We start from the raw sequence: 18,993 nt of genomic DNA, 5'->3' as shown, positions 1-18,993 counted from the left end.
GCGCGTTGAGTCACTCCCGCAGGGCAAAGCCTCGTCCCACCGCGCGTCACGCGTGGCTTTTCCACTCACGGGTTCTTTTTTTCGATGCAGGCAACACCTCTGACCGACGCCCCGCGCGCGGCCGGCCGCGCGCTCACGCGCGGCGATTACAAGACGCTCACGCTCGCCGCGCTCGGCGGCGCGCTCGAGTTCTACGACTTCATCATCTTCGTGTTCTTCGCGCCGGTGATCGGCCAATTGTTCTTTCCACCGTCGATTCCGGACTGGCTGCGCCAATTGCAGACTTTCGGCATCTTCGCGGCGGGATATCTCGCCCGTCCGCTCGGCGGCATCGTCATGGCGCACTTCGGCGATCTGCTCGGCCGCAAGCGCATGTTCACGCTTTCGGTGTTGCTGATGTCCGTGCCGACGCTCCTGATGGGCCTCCTGCCGACCTACGCGTCGATCGGCCTGATGGCGCCCGTGCTGCTGCTCCTGTTTCGCGTGATGCAGGGCGCGGCCGTCGGCGGCGAAGTGCCGGGCGCGTGGGTGTTCGTGTCGGAGCATGTGCCGGGGCGGCATGTCGGCTATGCGTGCGGCACGCTCACGGCGGGTCTGACGGCGGGCATCCTGCTCGGCTCGCTGATCGCCACCGCGATCAACAAGACTTTCGCGCCGGCCGAAGTCGCCGATTTCGCGTGGCGTCTGCCCTTCCTGCTCGGCGGCATCTTCGGTCTGTGTTCCGTTTATCTGCGCCGCTGGCTGCATGAAACGCCGGTCTTCGCCGAGTTGCAGAAGCGCAAGTCGCTCGCGGCGGAACTTCCGCTGAAGGCCGTGCTGCGCGATCACGGTCGCGCCGTCATCGTGTCCATGCTGCTCACGTGGATGCTCTCCGCGGCGATCGTCGTCGTGATCCTGATGACGCCCACGCTGCTGCAGAAGCAGTTCCACATCGCGCCGGCGACGGTGCTCGTCGCGAACTGCGCGGCGACGCTGTGCCTGACGATCGGCTGCGTGCTGGCCGGCGCGATCGCGGGCCGCATCGGCGCGGGCAAGACGATCTTCGTCGGCGGCGCGGCGCTCGCCGTGTCGTACTGGCTGATGTTCCAGCGGGTCGCCGCCGATGCCGCCGTGCTGCTGCCGTGGTACGCGCTGACGGGCTTTTTCGTCGGCGTGATCGGCGCGATTCCGTTCGTGATGGTCAAGTCGTTCCCGCCCGCCGTGCGCTTCTCGGGCATCTCGTTTTCGTACAACGTCGCGTACGCGGTGTTCGGCGGACTCACGCCGATCGTCGTCTCGCTGATGATGAAGTCGAGCCCGATGGCGCCCGCGATCTACGTCGGCGCACTGTGCGCGGTCGGCGCGCTGACGACGCTCTTCATCAAGCAAGCGCGCTGATCCGGCACGAGCGATTTCACGAAAATGGCGCGCCGTCGATGCGGCGCGCCATTTTTTCATTCCGCTTTCACGTTTCAGCCCGCGCCGAAACTTCGCACGCGCGGCGCGCCTACGATGAACGGCATGAACTCGAACCTTTCCGCTTCCGAAACGCGCCTGTCCGCGCGACAGATGCTCGTCGTCACGGCGACGAGCGTCGGTTTCGTCGTCTCCCAGCTCGATGTCTCGATCGTCAATGTCGCGCTCGCGAGCATCGGCCACGATCTGCGCGCGAGCGTCGCGAGCCTGCAATGGACCGTCGACAGTTACGCGCTCGCCTTCGCCGCGCTGATGCTCTCAGGCGGCTCGCTGGGCGATCGCTTCGGCGCGCGGCGCATGTTCCTCGGCGGGCTCGCGCTCTTCGCGCTGGCTTCGCTCGCGTGCGCGTTTTCGCGCGATGCGGCGCAACTGATCGCCGCGCGTGCGCTGCAAGGCGTCGGCGCGGCGGCGATGCTGCCGAACTCGCTCGCGCTACTGAACGCGGCATGCGGCCATGACCGGCGTCTGCGCGCGCGTGCGGTCGGCCTGTGGACGGCGGCGGGCGCGGTGTCGATCGCGGCCGGGCCGATTTTCGGCGGCGTGCTGATCGCGGCGTTCGGCTGGCGCAGCATCTTCTGGGTCAATCTGCCGATCTGCGCGGCCGGCATCGTCGCGACCCTCGCGTGGATCGAAAAAGCGCGCGCCAACGATGCCGGTCATGCGCGCGGCATCGACCTGCCCGGCCAGGCGCTCGCGATCGTCGCGCTGGCGTCGTTCGTCGGCGCGGTGATCGAGTTGCGCCCGCTCGGGCCGGCGCATCCGCTCGTGGCGGGCGCGCTCGTGCTCGCGCTGGCGGCAGGCAGCGCGTTCATCGCGATCGAACGCAGAAGCCGCGCGCCGATGCTGCCGCTCTCGCTCTTTGCCGAGCGCACGTTCAGCGCGGCGGTGGTCTTCGGCATCGGCGTGAATCTCACCTATTATGGGATGGTGTTCCTACTGAGCCTGTATGTGCAGCGCGTGCTCGGCCACACGCCCTTGCAGACCGGCCTCGCGTTTCTGCCGCTGACCGGCGGCTTCCTGATCTCGAATCTGGCGAGCGGTCCTGCCGTGGCGCGCTTCGGCTCGCGCGGCCCGATGATCTTCGGCGCACTGCTCGATGCCGCCGGTTTCGCCGCCCTCGCTTTCGTCGATGCGACGACGTCCACCACCGCGCTGCTCGTGCCCTTCCTGCTGATTCCATCGGGGATGGGCCTCGCCGTCCCGGCGATGACCACCGCGTTGCTCGGCACCGTCGGCCAGCAACGCGCGGGCACCGCTTCGGCGGTGCTCAACACCGCGCGGCAGGCGGCGGGCGCGATCGGCGTCGCGGCGTTCGGCGCACTCGCGGCCCACGGCGATGGCGCCGCACCCGCCGCAGCCGTCGTCGATGCGGTGCGCTGGTCCGCCGGAATCTCCGTCGCGCTGCTGTTGTGCGCCGCGTTGATCGCGCGTCATGTGAACAACCCGGCGAGCGCGAAGACGAAGGAACCGAACCGCGCGTGCGGCCCGCTCCCGGACGAAGCCGAATGAGTGACGAGCAAAGGCGGGAACGCCCGTTGCGACGCTCCGGCGAAACGCGCTGGAAATCGCGTCAGCGCGCGCGCCACGAATTCTTTGAGGAGAACATCATGTCGACGATGCCCCGCTCCCCCGAGGAGCCGCTCGAACCGGACCCGGACAAGCTGCTCGACCCCGACGCTCCGCCGAATCCCGACGACCCGGACATGCCCGACGGCCCGGATTCCGCCACGCCGATGGTGCCCGCCGATCCGAAGAACGGCGAGCCGCGCATGTGACTCACTGAGCGATCATCGGGCGCATAAAGCGATGCCCGCGCGGCCGCATGCGCCGCGCGGGCATTTTTACGCGCGTGACGGGCAAAAAACGCTACAGGCTCGTCGTCTGCACGGCGCCGGTTTCCAGCGCGCGCTCGATCAGCGCTTCCTGCTGCGCCTTGCGCACGGCATCGGCGACGAGCGTAGCGGGCGCTTCCACTTCCGCCTTGATCGCGCCGATGATGCCATTGGCCTCGACGATCACGAGCGACTCCGCCGAATCCGCGCGACTGATGATGACGCGCGCCGGGCCGCCGCCTTCCGCGATGCTCGCGCAGAACTGCATCTTTTGCCCGCCGATCACTTGCTCGAATGTTTGAATCATCGCCGTCTTCCGCGTTGGTTGGACAAAAGCTGTGACGCAAGCCGCGTACCGCTCGCCACGCAGCCTGCCTTCTCATTGATCCGCACATTCGGACCAGGGTCAATTCTGTAAGCACGCGCGCAGCGACGCAAGCTCAACGTCCCGGTGCGGCGAGTTCGCGAAGAATGGCCGCGGTGGCATCGTCGGCGGGAAAGAAGGCTTCGATCGCAAGCTCCGACAAGGTGATATCGACTGGCGTGCCGAACACCGTCGTCGTGCTGAAGAACGACAGAACGCCATGCCGCGTACGCATGCGCAAGGGCACGACGACCGGATCTGTCTCGACGCACGATTCGTGCCGCGCATGCGCGGGCGGCGGATACGCTTCGAGTTCCGCAAGGAGCGCGACGAGCGTGGCATCGCCCGACACGTCGATCTGCCGGCGCAAGCGCGCGAGCAGATGCGCGCGCCATTCGTGCCAGTTGTCGATCGCATCGGCGAGACCTTGCGGATGCATCGACAGGCGCAGCACGTTGACCGGCGGCGCCAGCAGTTCCGCCCGTGCCGACGCGACGAGCGGCGCAAGCGCAGCATTGGCCGCGACCATCGTCCAGTGACGATCGACCGCGAGCGCGGGATACGGCTCGTGGCCCTTCAGCACCAGATCGACAGCGCGCCGCGCCGCGTCGAGCTGCGGATCGCCGAGGGCGCGCTCCCGATACAGCGGCGCATAACCGGCCGCCACGAGCAGCGTGTTGCGCTCGCGCAGCGGCACATCGAGTTGCTCGGAAAGCCGCATCAACATCTCCCGGCTCGGCAGCGAGCGGCCCGATTCGACGAAGCTCAGATGACGCGTCGAGACATCGGCGACGCCCGCGAGATCGAGTTGACTCATGCGTCGTCGCTGGCGCCATTCGCGCAACAGCGTGCCGACGCCCGATTGAACGACAGGGTGTGCGAGGGTCGAGTTCATGCGAGCGATGTTAGACGAAACATGTGCACGCGATCCATTACCCGCGACGTAATCGGCCGACACCCTCGAGCCTGCAGCGAACGAACGTAAGATTTACCCCGCAAACCTTTGCGCAGAAAAACTTGCGCGCGCCACCCTAAATCTCCGGCACTTCCGAGCCGATAAGCCCCACAACAAGCGAACAATGCGTCGCGAGCCGTGCGCGCCTCGATCCCGAGCACGCACGGCCCGCGGCGCCCGGACATTTGCGGAGAAAACATGTTTGTCATCATCGGTTGGGTGGTGGTCATCGGCTCGGTGATCGGAAGCTTCGTCGGCGTCGGCGGTCATCTTGCCGCGCTCGTGCAACCGTTCGAGCTGCTGTGCATTTTCGGCGCAGCGATCGGCGCGTTCGTCGTATCGAATCCGACGCCGACGCTCAAGAAGACGTTGCAATCCATCCCGAAGGCCTTCAAAGGCGGCGGCTACACGAAAGAGAAATATCTCTCGCTGATCGCCCTGCTCTACGAACTGCTTCAGAAAGCGCGCAAGGAAGGCATGATGGCCCTCGAAGCCGATGTCGACGCGCCCGAGTCCAGCCCGCTCTTTCAGAAGTACGAACACGTGATGGCCGATCATCATCTGCTCGATTTCATCGTCGACTATCTGCGGATGATGTCGGCGGGCAATGTCAATGCGCTCGAAATGCAGGACCTGATGGACGAAGAACTCGAAACGCATCACGCCGAAAGCTCGGTCGCCGCGAATGCGATCCAGAAGATGGCGGACGGTCTGCCTGCCTTCGGCATCGTCGCGGCGGTGATGGGCGTCGTGCACACGATGGGCTCGGTCGGCGCCGCGCCCGCGGTGCTCGGCGAGATGATCGCCGGTGCGCTCGTCGGCACGTTCCTCGGCATTCTGCTCGCGTATGGCTTCATCGGACCGCTCGCGGATCTGCTCAACGCGAAGGGCACCGCCGAAGCGAAGCCGTTTCAGTGCGTGAAGTCCGTGCTGCTCGCATCGATGAACGGCTATGCGCCGACCGTGGCCGTCGAGTTCGGCCGCAAGGTGCTCTTCACCGCCGATCGTCCGAGCTTCAAGGAACTCGACGACGCGGTGCGCGCGACCAAGATGCCGAAGTCGGCTTCCTGATGTTATCGGACACGCAAAGGACTTACGCTCATGGCTGAAAAACCGTCACGCGATCCGCTGCAATCCGTGCTTGCGCCGACCGTCGTCGTGAAGCGCAAGAAGAAGGGGCACGGCCACGGCCATCATGGCGGCGCGTGGAAGATCGCCTACGCCGACTTCGTCACCGCGATGATGGCGTTCTTCCTGTTGATGTGGCTGCTCGGCTCGACGTCGAAGTACGACAAGGAAGGCATCGAGCAGTACTTCAATACGCCGCTCTCCGCATTGTTCGGCAACGATGGCGGCGCTTCGGCGCATACGAGCGTCATCACGGGCGGCGGCAAGGATCTGTCGAGCACGCGCCCCGGTGAAGGCAACAAGAGTCAGACGCAACCGGTGCCGCAGTCGATCGCGCGCGCGGCCGTCGCGATGGAAGACTTGCAGAAGCTGCAGCAACTCAAGCAGAAGCTGATGGCGCTCATCGAACAGATGCCTGCGTTGCGCGCGTTCAAGGATCAGATTCGCATCGCGATCACGAGCGAAGGCTTGCGCATCGAGATCGTCGATTCGCTCAAGCGGCCGATGTTCGCTTCTGGCAGCTCCAGGCTCGAAAGCTATGTGACGACGATCCTGACCAACATCGGCGCGTCGCTGAACGATGTGGACAACCGCGTGTCGATCGCGGGGCACACGGATGCGGTGGCTTATTCCGGCAATCAGGCGGGCTATTCGAACTGGGAGCTTTCTAGCGAGCGGGCGAATGCCGCGAGGCGTGCGCTGGTCGCGGGCGGCATGAAGGAAAGCAAGGTGCTACAGGTTCGCGGGCTTGCCGACGTGCTGCCGCTCAACAAGGAAGTCGTCGATGAGCCGACCAACCGGCGGATCAGTATCCTCGTTTTGAACAAGGCGGCCGAGCAGGCATTCTTCCGCGACGGCGGACGGACCACGGTGGATGAAACGCGGCCTGTCGATACGGCGATTCCAGCGGCGGTCGCGGCCAAATCGAATGTGCCGGTGGCGGTGGTGAAGTAGGCAACGAGGACGGCTTTCCTGAAGCGCCATGCACCTGGAAAAGTGCATGGCGCACGTCATTTCAGCCGATCCATTCCGCGACCGTCTGCACCACGAGCCAGATATTCGCCGCGCTGATGACCACGAACAGCGCCCACGCGACGCACTTCATGTGCGGCTTGTTCGCGAAGATCCCCATCAGCCCGCGATCGTTCGTCATCCGAATCAAAGGATAAAGCGCGAACGGCAACTGCAGACTCAGCACGACCTGACTCGCGACGAGCAGCTTGCCGACCGCCCCGTTTCCCATCGCATACACGCCGATCAGCGCGGGCACGAGCGCGAGCGCACGCGTGATGAATCTGCGCTGATAGCAAGGAATTTTCAGTTGCAGGAATCCTTCCATGATCACCTGCCCTGCAATGGTCCCGGTGAACGTCGAGCTTTGTCCCGAAGCGAACAGCGTCACCGCGAACAGAATCGCAGCCAGCCCGGTGCCGACGATCGGCGCAAGCAGCTTGTACGCATCTTCGATCTCGGTGACTTGCGTATGCCCCGTCGCGTGAAAGGCCGATGCCGCGAGAATCAGGATCGCCGCATTGATCAGCAGCGCAAGAACGAGCGACACGATGGTATCAAGCCGCGAAAGATTGATCGCGGATGCAAGGCTCTTCGCATCGCGATGAACGACCCGCGTCTGCACGATCGACGAATGCAGATACAGGTTATGCGGCATCACGGTAGCGCCGAGTATGCCGATCGCGAGATAGAGCGGCTCGCGATCGCTCAACGCGTGGATCGACGGCACGAGTCCTGCCGCAACCGAAGGCCAATGCGGCTTGACGAGCACGAGCTCGACGATGTATCCCACGCCGATCGTCGCGATGAGCCCGAGCATGATCGCTTCGAGATCACGGAAGTTCTTCCCCTTCAGGCCGAGCACGATGAGCGTATCGAACGCGGTGAGCACGACGCCCCACATCAGCGAAACGCCGAACAGCAAATGAAACGCAAGCGCGCCGCCGAGCACTTCCGCGAGATCGCAGGCGATGATCGATAACTCGGCGAGCATCCATTGCACGTTCGCGACCGGCTTCGCGTAACGTTCTCTCGATAGCTGCGCGAGATCCTTCCCGGTGACGATGCCGAGCCGCATCGAAAGGCATTGCAGCACCATCGCCGCGACGCTCGACAACACGACGACGAAGAGCAGGCTATAGCCATATCGTGATCCGGCTTCGATGTCGGTCGCCCAGTTGCCGGGGTCCATATACCCGATCGAAATGAGCAGGCCGGGCCCCGCGAACTGCAGGAGCTTCTTCCAGAGCGGCGCGCCCGGCGCAACGGCGACCGAGCCTTTGACTTCCGATGGACAAAACGGCGCGGTGGCCGTGGTCGGCAGATTGAACGGCAATTTATCGGTTCCTGTTGCGATGTCGGGGACGCGCTTTCAGGCGCATCATGCCCGCGTACGATGTTCTTTTAACCGGCTTACAGACCGCCTCACGCGGGCGAGTCTATCACCGGCTGGATGGAATCACAGATGCCTCTTCGCTACGCTCTTTGCTCGTTCAGTCGACGCTCCAATCTGACCATACCGCCATCTGATCGCCAGCATGTCGTCACCGTACGACAAATAGAATTCAGTGGTGGCTGTGGTAAGCGTGCCGACGCTGCACATCGCGCAACCGCACGCCGCGTTCATCCTTCAAACGCATGAGGAGCACGCCATGAAACTGATCACACGCATTGCCGCCATCGCCCTTGCCGCCGCGCCGCTCGCCGCACTCGCTCAATCCGACGGCCTGACGCGCGCGCAGGTCAAGCAGGATCTGCAACGCGTCGAGCAAGCCGGCTATAACCCGTCCGAGCGCGACACGTTCTATCCGAACGACATTCAGGCTGCCGAAGCAAAGGTCAGCGCACAAAGCGCGTACGGCGCGTCGAGCGACGGCTCTTCGTCTTCCGGACGCACAATGTCGACGACGCCGCTCGGACAGACTCCGCAGTAACGCAACTACGCTGACACGCTCCTCGAACGAGACACGCACGGTTCCCGCAACACGCGATCGATCCCGCGCCGTCTCGCTCATGAGCTTGCGCCCGATGTAAAGCGTTACCCGTCCCCACGCCCCGCTATTCCCGCCCTGTTCAATGCAAGCGCGCGGTCCTGACCGCACGCTTTCGCAAGCTTGCTTTCAAATCGCCTAATCTGACATAAGCGCCATATTCACGCCATATTGTCGTTGGCACCCCGCCATTACCATTGCGACACGGATGGCGAACCGCACGCCTTGTTCCGTCATTGCGTCCCGCGCGCCGCGTCCGCCTCGTTCGCAGCGCCCTTCCCCAGCATCTTCCGAACGACCCAATGTGGATAGTCAACGTTGCGCTCAAGCGGCCCTACACGTTCATCGTGATGGCCATCATGATTCTGCTGGCGACGCCGTTCGTCCTCGTGACGACGCCAGTGGACGTGCTTCCTGAAATCGATATTCCCGTCGTCAGCATCATCTGGAACTACACCGGCCTTTCCGCGCAGGACATGGCCAACCGCATCACGTCGGTCAACGAGCGCAGTCTCACGACCACGGTGAACAACATCGAGCACATCGAGTCGCAGTCGCTGCAGGGCATCGCGATCATCAAGCTCTTTCTGCAACCCACCGCGAACATCCAGACCGCGATCGCGCAGACCGTCGCCGTCGAGCAGGCTCAGCTCAAGCAGATGCCGCCGGGCGCGACGCCGCCGCTCGTGATCAGCTATTCGGCGTCGAGCATTCCGGTGATCCAGCTCGGCCTGTCCAGTCCACGGCAATCCGAGCAGGACCTGAACGACACCGCACTCAACTTCCTTCGTCCGCAGCTCGTGACGATTCCCGGCGCGGCCGTGCCTTACCCGTACGGCGGCAAGACGCGCCTCATCTCCGTCGATCTCGACACGCGCGCGCTCCTCGCCAAAGGCCTGACGCCCACCGATGTCGTGCAGGCCGTCAACGCGCAGAACCTGATCCTGCCCACCGGCACCGCGAAGATCGGCCCGCGCGAATACACGATCAACATGAACGGCTCGCCCGCGACCGTGGCGGGCCTGAACGACATTCCCGTGCGCACGATCAACGGCGCGACGACGTATCTGCGCGAAGTCGCGCACGTGCGCGACGGCTTCTCGCCGCAGACCAACATCGTGCGGCAGGACGGGCATCGCGGCGTGCTGATCTCGGTGCTGAAGAACGGCAACGCGTCGACGCTATCCATCGTCAACACGCTGCAAGACCTCTTGCCGCAGGCGCGCGCGTCCCTGCCGCCGGATCTGAAGATCAGCGCGCTCTTCGATCAGTCCGTGTTCGTGAAAGCCGCCGTGCAGGGCGTGGTGCGCGAAGCGCTGATCGCCGCCGCGCTCACCGCCGCGATGATCCTGCTCTTTCTCGGCAACTGGCGCAGCACCTGCATCATCGCGATTTCGATACCGCTGTCGATTCTCTCGTCGCTGATCGTGCTGCACGCGCTCGGGCAGACCATCAACATCATGACGCTGGGCGGTCTCGCGCTCGCGGTCGGCATTCTCGTCGACGATGCCACGGTGACGATCGAAAACATCGAGCGCCATCTGCACATGGGAACGAACCTGCATGACGCGATTCTCGAAGGCGCGGGCGAAATCGCCGTGCCCGCGCTCGTTTCGACGCTGTGCATCTGCATCGTGTTCGTGCCGATGTTCTTCCTCACCGGCGTCGCCAAATTCCTGTTCGTGCCGCTCGCGGAGGCGGTCGTGTTCGCGATGCTCGCGTCGTACATCCTGTCGCGCACGCTCGTGCCGACGCTCGCGATGCTGTTGATGGGTCACGCGCACGCGCCCGATGCCAGGACGAAGCCGAATCTCTTCGTGCGCCTGCATCGCCGTTTCGATCGCGGCTTCGAGCGCATGCGCGGCGCGTATATCGTGATCCTGTCGAGCCTGCTCGTGAAGCGTCGTATGTTCGCTTCGCTATTTCTCGGCTTCTGCCTGCTCTCGGCGGGCCTCGTGTTTGTGCTCGGCGAAGACTTCTTCCCGAGCGTCGATGCGGGCGATATCCGTCTGCACATGCGCGCGCCGACCGGCACGCGCATCGAGGAAACCGCGCGTCTCGCGGATGAAGTCGAAAAGGTCGTGCGCCAGATCGTGCCGCAAGACGAACTCGCGACGATACTCGACAACCTCGGCCTGCCTTATAGCGGCATCAACCTGTCGTACAGCAATGCCGGAACGATCGGCACGCTCGACGGCGAAATCCAGGTCGCGCTCAATCCCGATCACGCGCCGACGCAAAAGTACATCGACGAACTGCGCGCGCTCCTGCCGCGCCGCTTCCCCGGCGTCGAGTTCTTCTTTCAGCCCGCCGATATCGTCACGCAGATCCTGAACTTCGGCCTGCCCGCCGCGATCGACGTGCAGATTCAAGGACAAAACGGTCAGGCGAACTTCGAAGTCGCGAGCAGGCTGATGAAGCAGATCCGCATGATTCCCGGCAATGTCGACACGCACATCCAGCAGAAGCTCGACGAGCCCGCGATCGATTTGCAGATGGATCGCACGCGCCTGCAACAACTCAATCTCTCCGCGAGCAATGTCGCGCAGAACGTGCTCGTATCGCTGTCGGGAAGCTCGCAAACCGCGCCGGGATTCTGGTTCAATCCGCGCAATGGCGTCGAATACAACCTCGCGGTGCAGACGCCGCAGTATCAGGTCTCGTCGATCGACGAACTGCTGCGCACGCCCGTGTCCGCGTCGATCAACGGACCGACGCAACTGCTCGGCAACCTCGTGCGCCTCTCGCCGCAGAATCAGTTCGCGGTGGTCACGCACTACAACATCCGGCCCGTGATCGACCTCTTCGTGAGCGTCGAAGGGCGCGATCTCGGCGGCGTCGCGCGGCAGGTGAATCATCTCGTCGACGAAGCGCGCAAGACGCTTCCGCGCGGCAGCCAGATCGTCGTGCGCGGTCAGGTCGAAACCATGCGCACGTCGTTCTTCGGCCTCGGCCTCGGTGTCGCAATGGCGATCGTGCTCGTGTATCTGCTGATCGTCGTGAACTTCCAGTCGTGGATCGATCCGCTCATCATCGTGAGCGCATTGCCCGCCGCGCTCGCAGGCATCATCTGGATGCTCTTTCTCACCGGCACGCATCTGAGCGTGCCCGCGCTCACCGGCGCGATCATGACGATGGGCGTCGCCACCGCGAACAGCATTCTGATGGTGTCGTTCGCGCGCCAGCGCCTGAACGCCGGCATGCCGCCGCTCACCGCCGCGCTCGAAGCGGGCGCGAGCCGCATACGCCCCGTGCTGATGACGGCCTTCGCGATGATCATCGGCATGATTCCGATGGCGCTCGGCCTCGGCGAAGGCGCCGAACAGAACGCGCCGCTCGGCCGCGCGGTGATCGGCGGTCTGCTGTTCGCAACGGTTTCCACACTCTTTTTCGTGCCGCTCGTGTTTGCGGGCATTCACGCGCGTCTCGCGCGCCGCGCCGCGCGCCGCGGCCAGACGCAGCATGAAGACGGCACCGGCCAACACTGACATCCAGGCATCCCGACGAACATGACCGAAAAGAACCACGCATCGCTTGCGATTCCCGCTCGCGACCCGAACGAAGGACCGGCGCTGCCGCCGCGCCATGTCGAATGGAAGCGCGCGAAGATCGCGCTCGTCATCGTGCTCGCGCTGCTCGCGATCGGCGCGGCGCGCACCGTCGTCACCGACATGCTGCATGGCCGTTCGATCGCCACGCGCACGCAACAGAACGCGCAGCAGTACGTGAACGTCGTCATGCCGACGCAAACCGACGGCGGCGGTGAAACGACCTTGCCCGGCACGCTGCGCGGCTTCGTCGAATCGCCGATCTATGCGCGCGCGACCGGTTATCTGTTGCACTGGTATGTGGATATCGGCGCGCGCATCAAGCAAGGCCAGGTGCTCGCCGACCTCGACACGCCCGAGATCGATCAGGAGCTCGCGCAAGCCGTGGCGCAACGCGATCAGACCGCATCGAGCCTCGGCCTCGCGAAGAGCTCGCTCGAACGCTGGCAGCAACTGCGTCAGCGCGACGCCGTATCGCAACAGGAGCTCGACGAGCGGCAAAGCACGTACAACCAGGACGTCGCGAACCTCGCCGCCGCCGACGCCAACGTGAAGCGTCTGCGTCAGCTCGAATCGTTCAAGCGCGTCGTCGCGCCGTTCGCGGGCGTCGTCACGCAGCGCAATGTCGATGTCGGCGATCTCATCGATGCCGGCAGCGGCACGAGCCGCGCGCTCTTCGCGCTCGCGCAGTCCGATCCGCTGCGCGTGTTCGTGCAACTGCCGCAGGCGTATGCGCAGAACGTGTCCGTCGGGCAGGATGTGACGGTCTCGCAGGCCGAGCTGCCGGGCCAGCAGTTTCGCGGCAAGATCACCCACATTTCCGGCGCGATCGACGTGCCCACGCGCTCGCTGCAGGTCGAAGTGACGCTGCCCAATCCCGACGCGCGCCTGCGGCCCGGCGCGTATGTGCAGGTCGCGCTGCCCGCGACCGCGCACGCGCGCCTGCTCGTGCCGGGCAACGCCCTGCTCTTTCGCGCCGAAGGCCCGCGCCTCGCGGTCGTCGATGCCGACGGTCACGTGCGTCTGCACAAGATCGTGATCGCCCAGGATCTCGGGCAATCGCTCGAAATCGAGAGCGGCATCGAGGCGACCGACAAGGTCATCATCAACCCGAGCGACTCGATCGCCGACGGCGACCATGTCGTGATCGCGCCGCAGCAGAAGCAAGCGCAGCCCGCATCGGGCAGCAAGGCGGCATCATGAAAGCCGTGCTCTCCATCACGCTGATATCGATGCTCGCGGCGTGCACCGTCGGGCCCGACTATCATCGGCCCGTCGCCGAAGCGCCGCCGACCTGGAAGACGGATTCGTACTGGCGCGTGGGCGAACCGTCGCATGCGCCGGTCGCGCTCGAATGGTGGCAAGGCTTCGGCGACGTCACGCTGAACGGCCTGGAAACGCAGGCGCTCGCGCAGAATCAGACGCTCGCCGCCGCGAGCGCGCACTACGCGCAAGCCCGCGCGACGCTCGCGCAAACGTCCGCGCTCGCGCTGCCGGAAATCGATCTCGGCGCGAACGCGTCACGCTCGCGCATTTCGAAGAACCGACCCGTCACCAACTACGCGACGCCGAACAGCTCGACCGTGCAGAACGATCTGAAGCTCGCGCCGACGGTCAACTACGACGTCGATCTCTTCGGCCGCATCCGGCGCGAAGTGGAAGGCGCGCGCGCCTCCGCCGACGAATCGCGCGACGATCTCGCGAACGCGCGTCTCGTGCTCACCACCGATCTCGCCAGCGACTACTTCTCGATGCGCGAGCTCGATGGGGAAATCGACGTGCTGAACCGCTCCGTCGATCTGCAGAAAAAAGCGCTCGATTACGTGCAGGCGCAACACGATCTCGGCGCGGTGTCGGGCCTCGATGTCCTGCAGCAACAGGCGCTGCTCGACCAGACGCGCGTGCAGTCGCAACTGCTGCTGAACCAGCGCGCGCAGTTCGAGCATGCAATCGCGGCGCTCGTCGGCACGCCGGCGCCGCAATTCTCGATCGCGCCGGAGCTGAACGACCAACCGCTTCCGTCGATACCACTCGGCGTGCCGAGCGACGTGCTGCAGCGCAGACCCGATGTCGCGTCCGCCGAGCGCGCGATGGCCGCGGCCAATGCGCAGATCGGCGTGGCGAAGGCAGCGTTCTTTCCGAGCCTCACGTTGAACGGCACGGTCGGCTGGGAAAGCACCGCGTTCTCCAGTCTGATTTCCGCGCCGAGCCTGCTGTGGACCATCGGCACGATGGCGAGCCAGGTCGTGTTCGATGGCGGCCGCCGCGCGGCGGCCGTCGACTTCGCGAATCAGGGCTATGTCGCGGCTGTCGCGAACTATCGGCAGACCGTGCTCGGCGCGTTCCAGCAAGTGCAGGACGGCATCGTCGGATTGTCGGTGCTGGACGGCGCGGCGAAGCAATCGCACGCGGCGGTCGTCGATGCGCAGCGATTGCTGTCGCTCGCGAACGATCGCTATTCGGGCGGGCTCGTCGCCTATCTCGACGTGATCACCGCGCAGCAGCAATTGCTCACGAGCGAGCGCCAGGACGTGCAGATTCGCGGGCAGCAGCGCACTATCTCGGTGGCGCTCGTGAAGGCGTTGGGCGGTGGATGGAACACGACCGACGCGGCAAACGAGAATCAGGAAGTTGCCGATGCGACCCGCTCTGGCGAATAGAAAACGTCAGCACGATGCTCGCGAGGCTCGTATAGTTATCAGTTGAACAATGCGGTAAACACACACTGAACGCGCACAGGTGCCAGGCATGAAAGTCCTGATAGTCGAAGACGAACACAAAGTGGTGGATTACCTCCGCTCGGGTCTGACCGAGCAGGGCTGGGTCGTCGATGTCGCGATGGACGGCGAGGAAGGCACGCATCTCGCCATCGAATACGACTACGACGTGATCGTGCTCGACGTGATGCTGCCGCGACGCGACGGCTTCGCGGTATTGAAGGCGTTGCGCATGCAGAAATCGACGCCGGTCATCATGCTCACCGCGCGCGATCACATCAACGATCGCGTGCGCGGGCTGCGCGAAGGCGCGGACGACTATCTCACGAAGCCGTTCTCGTTTCTCGAACTGGTCGAACGCCTGCATGCGCTCGCGCGTCGCACGCGCGCGCAGGAATCGACGCTGATTTCGGTCGGCGACCTGTATGTGGACCTGATCGGCCGCCGTGCGACGCGCGATGGCGTGCGGCTCGATCTCACCGCGAAGGAGTTCCAGTTGCTCTCCGTGCTCGCGCGCCGCCACGGCGACATTCTCTCGAAGACCGCGATCACGGAGCTCGTCTGGGAAGTCGATTTCGAGAGCCACACGAACGTCGTCGAAACGGCGATCAAGCGGCTGCGCGCGAAACTCGACGGACCGTTCCGCACGAAACTGCTTCATACCGTGCGCGGCATGGGCTACGTGCTCGAAGTGCGCGAAGCCCGCGACATGCGCGATACAAGGGAAGACGCGAGACCATCATGAGCACGCAGTGGGCATCGTCGCCGCAGCAAGATCCGCATGAACCGCGCACGCAGCGCTCCATATCGCGGCGCCTCGCCGTGATGTTCGCGCTCGTCGCGCTGTTCGTCTTTTCGCTCGTCGGCTCGGGGCTCTTTCTCGTGCTGCGCGTGCAACTGGAGCAGCACCTGCGCGACTCGCTCGACAATCGCGCGGAGATTGCACGGCTCATCGTCACGCACGTATCGACTCCGGACAAATGGAAGATCGCGAAAGAGAAACTCGCCGACATCACGCCGCGCGATGGCTCCACGCTCTTCGCCGTGTCCAGCAACGATCCGCGCTATGAATACGGCTCGCCGCCCGCGGGCCACGTCATCAGGCGCGTGATGGGCGGCTATGCGCGCTTCCGTCCGCAAGACCGCGCCTACGACATGCTGATGACCACGCTGACGATTCCGCCCAACGCGGACCGGCCGCCATTGCAGCTCTTCGTCGCAATCGACTGCGCGCCGAACGTCCACACGATGCGCGCGTTCGGTCTCGCGCTCGCCGCGTTCATGGCGCTGTCGACCGTCGCGGTGTTGCTGCTGAGCTACTCGGTCGCGCGGCTCGGCCTCGCACCGCTGACGCGTCTGACCCGCGACGCATCGAAGCTGAGTCCGAACAATCGCTCGCAACGCCTGAACACGCGCGCGCTGCCGATGGAGCTCGAAGATCTCGCGAAGTCCTTCAACGGCGCGTTGGAACGGCTCGATCACGCATATGGCCGGCTCGAATCGTTCAACGCCGATGTCGCGCACGAACTGCGCACGCCGGTCACGATTCTCATCGGGCAGACGGAAGTCGCGTTGACCCGCGACCGCTCGATCGACGAGCTGCGTCATACTTTGCAGTCGAATCTCGAAGAATTCGAGCGCGTGCGCGCCATCATCAACGACATGCTGTTTCTCGCCCGCGCCGATCAGGGCGAACGCGCGACCGGGCTCGTCGAGGTGTCGCTCGCGGCGGAAGTCAGCCGCACGCTGGATTTTCTGGAAATTCCGCTCGAGGAAGCGCAGGTCCGCGCGGTCGCGAGCGGCGATGCGCGCGCGTTCGTCAATACGTCGCTATTCGGGCGCGCGCTGTCCAATCTCGTGATGAATGCGATACAGCACTGCGCGCCGGGCGCGACCATTTCCGTGACGATCACGCGCGAGCATGGGCGCATCCGCATCGCGGTGGCCAATCCGGGCGAGCCGATCCAGCCGCCGGTGATGGAGCATCTGTTCGACCGCTTCTATCGCGCGGAAAGCTCGCGCACGAACAGCCGCGAGAATCACGGCCTCGGGCTCGCCATCGTGAAGGCGGTGGCGGAGATGCATCGCGGCACGGTGTCGGCAACGAGCGAGCGCGGCATCAACACGTTCTCGTTCTCGGTCGCGCGTTTCGGGAACGAGCCCCGCACCGCGGAGGACATCGCCCTGCCCGTGCCCGCGGTCGTCGAAACGAAGTCAGCCGCGACCTGACGCGCGCGCATCACTGACAGAAGTATTCGTCCGATGCGGGCATCGGCGCTTCGGCCGTGGCCGGCTTGAAATGACTGTACTTGCGATAGGTCTTGCCGTTCACCGTCACGGACTCGGCGGCTTCGGTTTCACCCGTGCCCGATGCGACCGCGCGGCTGTGCGCCTCGACGTTGCCGTTGCCCCAGTTGCCTGAACGCGCATACGATCCGCTCTTCGACGTATCGGTCTTGGTTTGTTGCGAGATCGAGCCGGTCACGGGATTGCCGAAGCTCGCCGTATCGATCGACGATGTCGGCGGCACGTAGCCCCACTTCGACGTGAGCGTGCTCATGTCGATGGCCTGCGGCTTCCAGCCGATCACTTTCGCGCCGATCGAGAGCGGCGACAGTTCCACCGCGACGATCTGCGTGCCGCGCCGCGCGACGAGCAGGCACTTGCCGCCCGACGTCTGCAAGGGCACATAGCCGCTCGACGGCAAAAGCGCGAGCGCCTGTGCATCGGGCATCGACTGCACGCCGACCGGGTTCGCGGCCCAGATCACGCCGGCGCTCGCATCGGCGTGCGCGTGCATCGGCATCATCGAGACCGTTGCACTCGCCGCGAGCGCGATGGCCGCCATTTTCTTGTGACTCTTCATCGCATGCCTCAGCGGGAAAACGAGGGTTGACTCTCCGGGACCAATTTCTCAAAGCCAACCCTTCAAAGGTAGAGGCGGCCCGATCGCTCGGGCGCATCTTTCGCTGCTCCGCGACGCCATGTTGTCACGGCGTCGGGTGCTTCCTCACTTCACCAGCGAGACTTCGATCTTCTCGCCGATGGGCGTGCTCGCCACTTCGACGCCGTTCGTGCCGTCAGCCTGATCGTACACGCGGGCCGCGACCGGCGTCGGCTGCGCGACTTGCTTCGCGGGGGCCGGCCGAGCCTGCCTGGCGTCGTCCTGCGCCTTCATGTTCACTTCCGGGTTGTTCGCGGCGGTCACCGGCAAGCCGAGACGCGCGCGGACCAGCGGATCGCGATACTTCTCGTCATCCGAGAGCACCGCGTCTTCGCCCGACTTCGCGAGTGGCGTGGTCGTGCCCGGGCACAGATGGCCCGTCGCTTCGACGGCGCGGCGGTTCGCCTCGCTCTGGCAGAGCAGCGCGAGCGCGACATCGGTCAGGCCCATCGCACGGAATTCGCGTGCATCGAGACGGCGCACACAAGCCTGATCGACGAGCGTCGTGCCGCCGGTCGCGCCGAAGCCCGTGATCGACAGGCCGAAGCTTGCCGAGCCCATGCAGGTGTCGGAGAGCGTCGTCGTCAGCGCGGGCGCGGCGATCGACGGCGTCGTGCGCACCGAGTACGAGCTCTGGTTGTAGTCGACCGTCGTGCGCGTATCGAACGCGCTCGTGCCGGGACCGGTGGATGCCTTGCCGGTCGCATCCGTGCCGCTCGCGTCCGTGCCCGAGTTCGTGAGCGACGGCATCGACAGCGAGATGTTCACGTTCGACGAGCCGCCCTGCGCGCTCGATCGGCCGCCGCTCGCCGTCGCGACGCCGAGGCCGCCCACCGACGAGGAATTGGAACGCGTGTTGGCCGTCGAATTCGCCGACGTGCCGATGTTGTTCAGGCTCGAGCCGCCGCCCTGGCCGATGCCCGTGGACGTCGAACCCGAAACCGAGCCCGACGACGAATTCGCGGTGGTGTCAGCGTGGGCGAGTTGCGCGGCGCAAAACAGAACGGCGCAGGCCAATTGCAAAGTGGTCTTGTTCATCTTGGTGCTC

Annotated in this window: 16 protein-coding genes; 11 read left to right on the top strand and 5 right to left on the bottom strand. The window is 64.9% G+C overall.

The genetic code is table 11. From position 1 onward, the window contains the following. Positions 1-84 precede the first annotated feature (84 nt). From U4Y90_RS06320 to U4Y90_RS06310, 3 genes are all read left to right on the top strand, one after another. Positions 85-1,377, top strand: coding sequence for an MFS transporter (locus U4Y90_RS06320; protein ID WP_321793328.1), 1,293 nt, complete (start codon positions 85-87; stop codon positions 1,375-1,377). 114 nt (positions 1,378-1,491) lie between these two features. Then, positions 1,492-2,964, top strand: coding sequence for an MFS transporter (locus tag U4Y90_RS06315; protein WP_321793327.1), 1,473 nt, complete (start codon positions 1,492-1,494; stop codon positions 2,962-2,964). Positions 2,965-3,062: 98 nt separating this feature from the next. Continuing rightward, entirely contained in the window at positions 3,063-3,230 is a 168-nt protein-coding gene (locus U4Y90_RS06310) for a hypothetical protein (RefSeq protein WP_156903131.1), read from the top strand. Between the two features lie 91 nt (positions 3,231-3,321). Here the strand turns inward: U4Y90_RS06310 and U4Y90_RS06305 are convergent, their stop codons facing one another. Further along, positions 3,322-3,594, bottom strand: coding sequence for a hypothetical protein (locus U4Y90_RS06305; protein ID WP_321793320.1), 273 nt, complete (start codon positions 3,592-3,594; stop codon positions 3,322-3,324). A gap of 133 nt (positions 3,595-3,727) precedes the next feature. Beyond that, positions 3,728-4,546, bottom strand: coding sequence for a helix-turn-helix transcriptional regulator (locus tag U4Y90_RS06300; protein WP_321793318.1), 819 nt, complete (start codon positions 4,544-4,546; stop codon positions 3,728-3,730). Between the two features lie 258 nt (positions 4,547-4,804). On the opposite strand from U4Y90_RS06300, the gene motA reads away from it, so the two are divergent. Beyond that, the gene (gene motA, locus U4Y90_RS06295; protein ID WP_321793316.1) at positions 4,805-5,677 is read left to right on the top strand and encodes a flagellar motor stator protein MotA; all 873 of its coding nucleotides are present in this window, start codon (positions 4,805-4,807) and stop codon (positions 5,675-5,677) included. Between the two features lie 30 nt (positions 5,678-5,707). Continuing rightward, positions 5,708-6,688, top strand: coding sequence for a flagellar motor protein MotB (gene motB / locus U4Y90_RS06290; RefSeq protein WP_321793314.1), 981 nt, complete (start codon positions 5,708-5,710; stop codon positions 6,686-6,688). Positions 6,689-6,749: 61 nt separating this feature from the next. Here motB and U4Y90_RS06285 read toward each other — a convergent pair whose 3' ends face one another. After that, the gene (locus U4Y90_RS06285) at positions 6,750-8,081 is read right to left on the bottom strand and encodes an Nramp family divalent metal transporter (RefSeq protein ID WP_321793313.1); all 1,332 of its coding nucleotides are present in this window, start codon (positions 8,079-8,081) and stop codon (positions 6,750-6,752) included. A 316-nt stretch (positions 8,082-8,397) separates the two neighbouring features. Here U4Y90_RS06285 and U4Y90_RS06280 point away from each other — a divergent pair, with 316 nt between their 5' ends. The 6 genes from U4Y90_RS06280 (at position 8,398) to U4Y90_RS06255 (ending at position 17,230) form a co-directional block, all read left to right on the top strand. Then, positions 8,398-8,679 (top strand): DUF4148 domain-containing protein, encoded by a 282-nt coding sequence (locus U4Y90_RS06280; RefSeq protein WP_321793311.1) that lies wholly within the window; start codon positions 8,398-8,400, stop codon positions 8,677-8,679. A 359-nt stretch (positions 8,680-9,038) separates the two neighbouring features. Further along, complete coding sequence (locus tag U4Y90_RS06275) at positions 9,039-12,224, top strand: efflux RND transporter permease subunit (protein WP_321793309.1); 3,186 nt, start codon at positions 9,039-9,041, stop codon at positions 12,222-12,224. Positions 12,225-12,245: 21 nt separating this feature from the next. Continuing rightward, complete coding sequence (locus U4Y90_RS06270) at positions 12,246-13,487, top strand: efflux RND transporter periplasmic adaptor subunit (RefSeq protein ID WP_321793307.1); 1,242 nt, start codon at positions 12,246-12,248, stop codon at positions 13,485-13,487. After that, the gene (locus U4Y90_RS06265) at positions 13,484-14,944 is read left to right on the top strand and encodes an efflux transporter outer membrane subunit (RefSeq protein ID WP_321793305.1); all 1,461 of its coding nucleotides are present in this window, start codon (positions 13,484-13,486) and stop codon (positions 14,942-14,944) included. Before U4Y90_RS06270 ends, U4Y90_RS06265 begins: the two co-directional genes overlap by 4 nt. Before the next feature lie 88 nt (positions 14,945-15,032). Further along, positions 15,033-15,746: a heavy metal response regulator transcription factor gene (locus tag U4Y90_RS06260; protein ID WP_321793303.1), complete on the top strand. Its 714-nt coding sequence runs from the start codon at positions 15,033-15,035 to the stop codon at positions 15,744-15,746. After that, the gene (locus tag U4Y90_RS06255) at positions 15,743-17,230 is read left to right on the top strand and encodes a heavy metal sensor histidine kinase (protein WP_321793301.1); all 1,488 of its coding nucleotides are present in this window, start codon (positions 15,743-15,745) and stop codon (positions 17,228-17,230) included. Before U4Y90_RS06260 ends, U4Y90_RS06255 begins: the two co-directional genes overlap by 4 nt. 10 nt (positions 17,231-17,240) lie before the next feature. Here the strand turns inward: U4Y90_RS06255 and U4Y90_RS06250 are convergent, their stop codons facing one another. Next, positions 17,241-17,867, bottom strand: a complete 627-nt coding sequence (locus tag U4Y90_RS06250) for a hypothetical protein (RefSeq protein ID WP_321793299.1) — start codon at positions 17,865-17,867, stop codon at positions 17,241-17,243. A gap of 144 nt (positions 17,868-18,011) precedes the next feature. Beyond that, positions 18,012-18,983: a hypothetical protein gene (locus U4Y90_RS06245; protein WP_321793298.1), complete on the bottom strand. Its 972-nt coding sequence runs from the start codon at positions 18,981-18,983 to the stop codon at positions 18,012-18,014. Positions 18,984-18,993: the final 10 nt, after the last annotated feature.

This window comes from Caballeronia sp. J97 (assembly GCF_905220305.1).
Classification (GTDB): domain Bacteria; phylum Pseudomonadota; class Gammaproteobacteria; order Burkholderiales; family Burkholderiaceae; genus Caballeronia.
The sequence above is the reverse complement of the archived record's forward strand: the minus strand, read 5'-3'. Positions and strand labels throughout refer to the sequence as shown.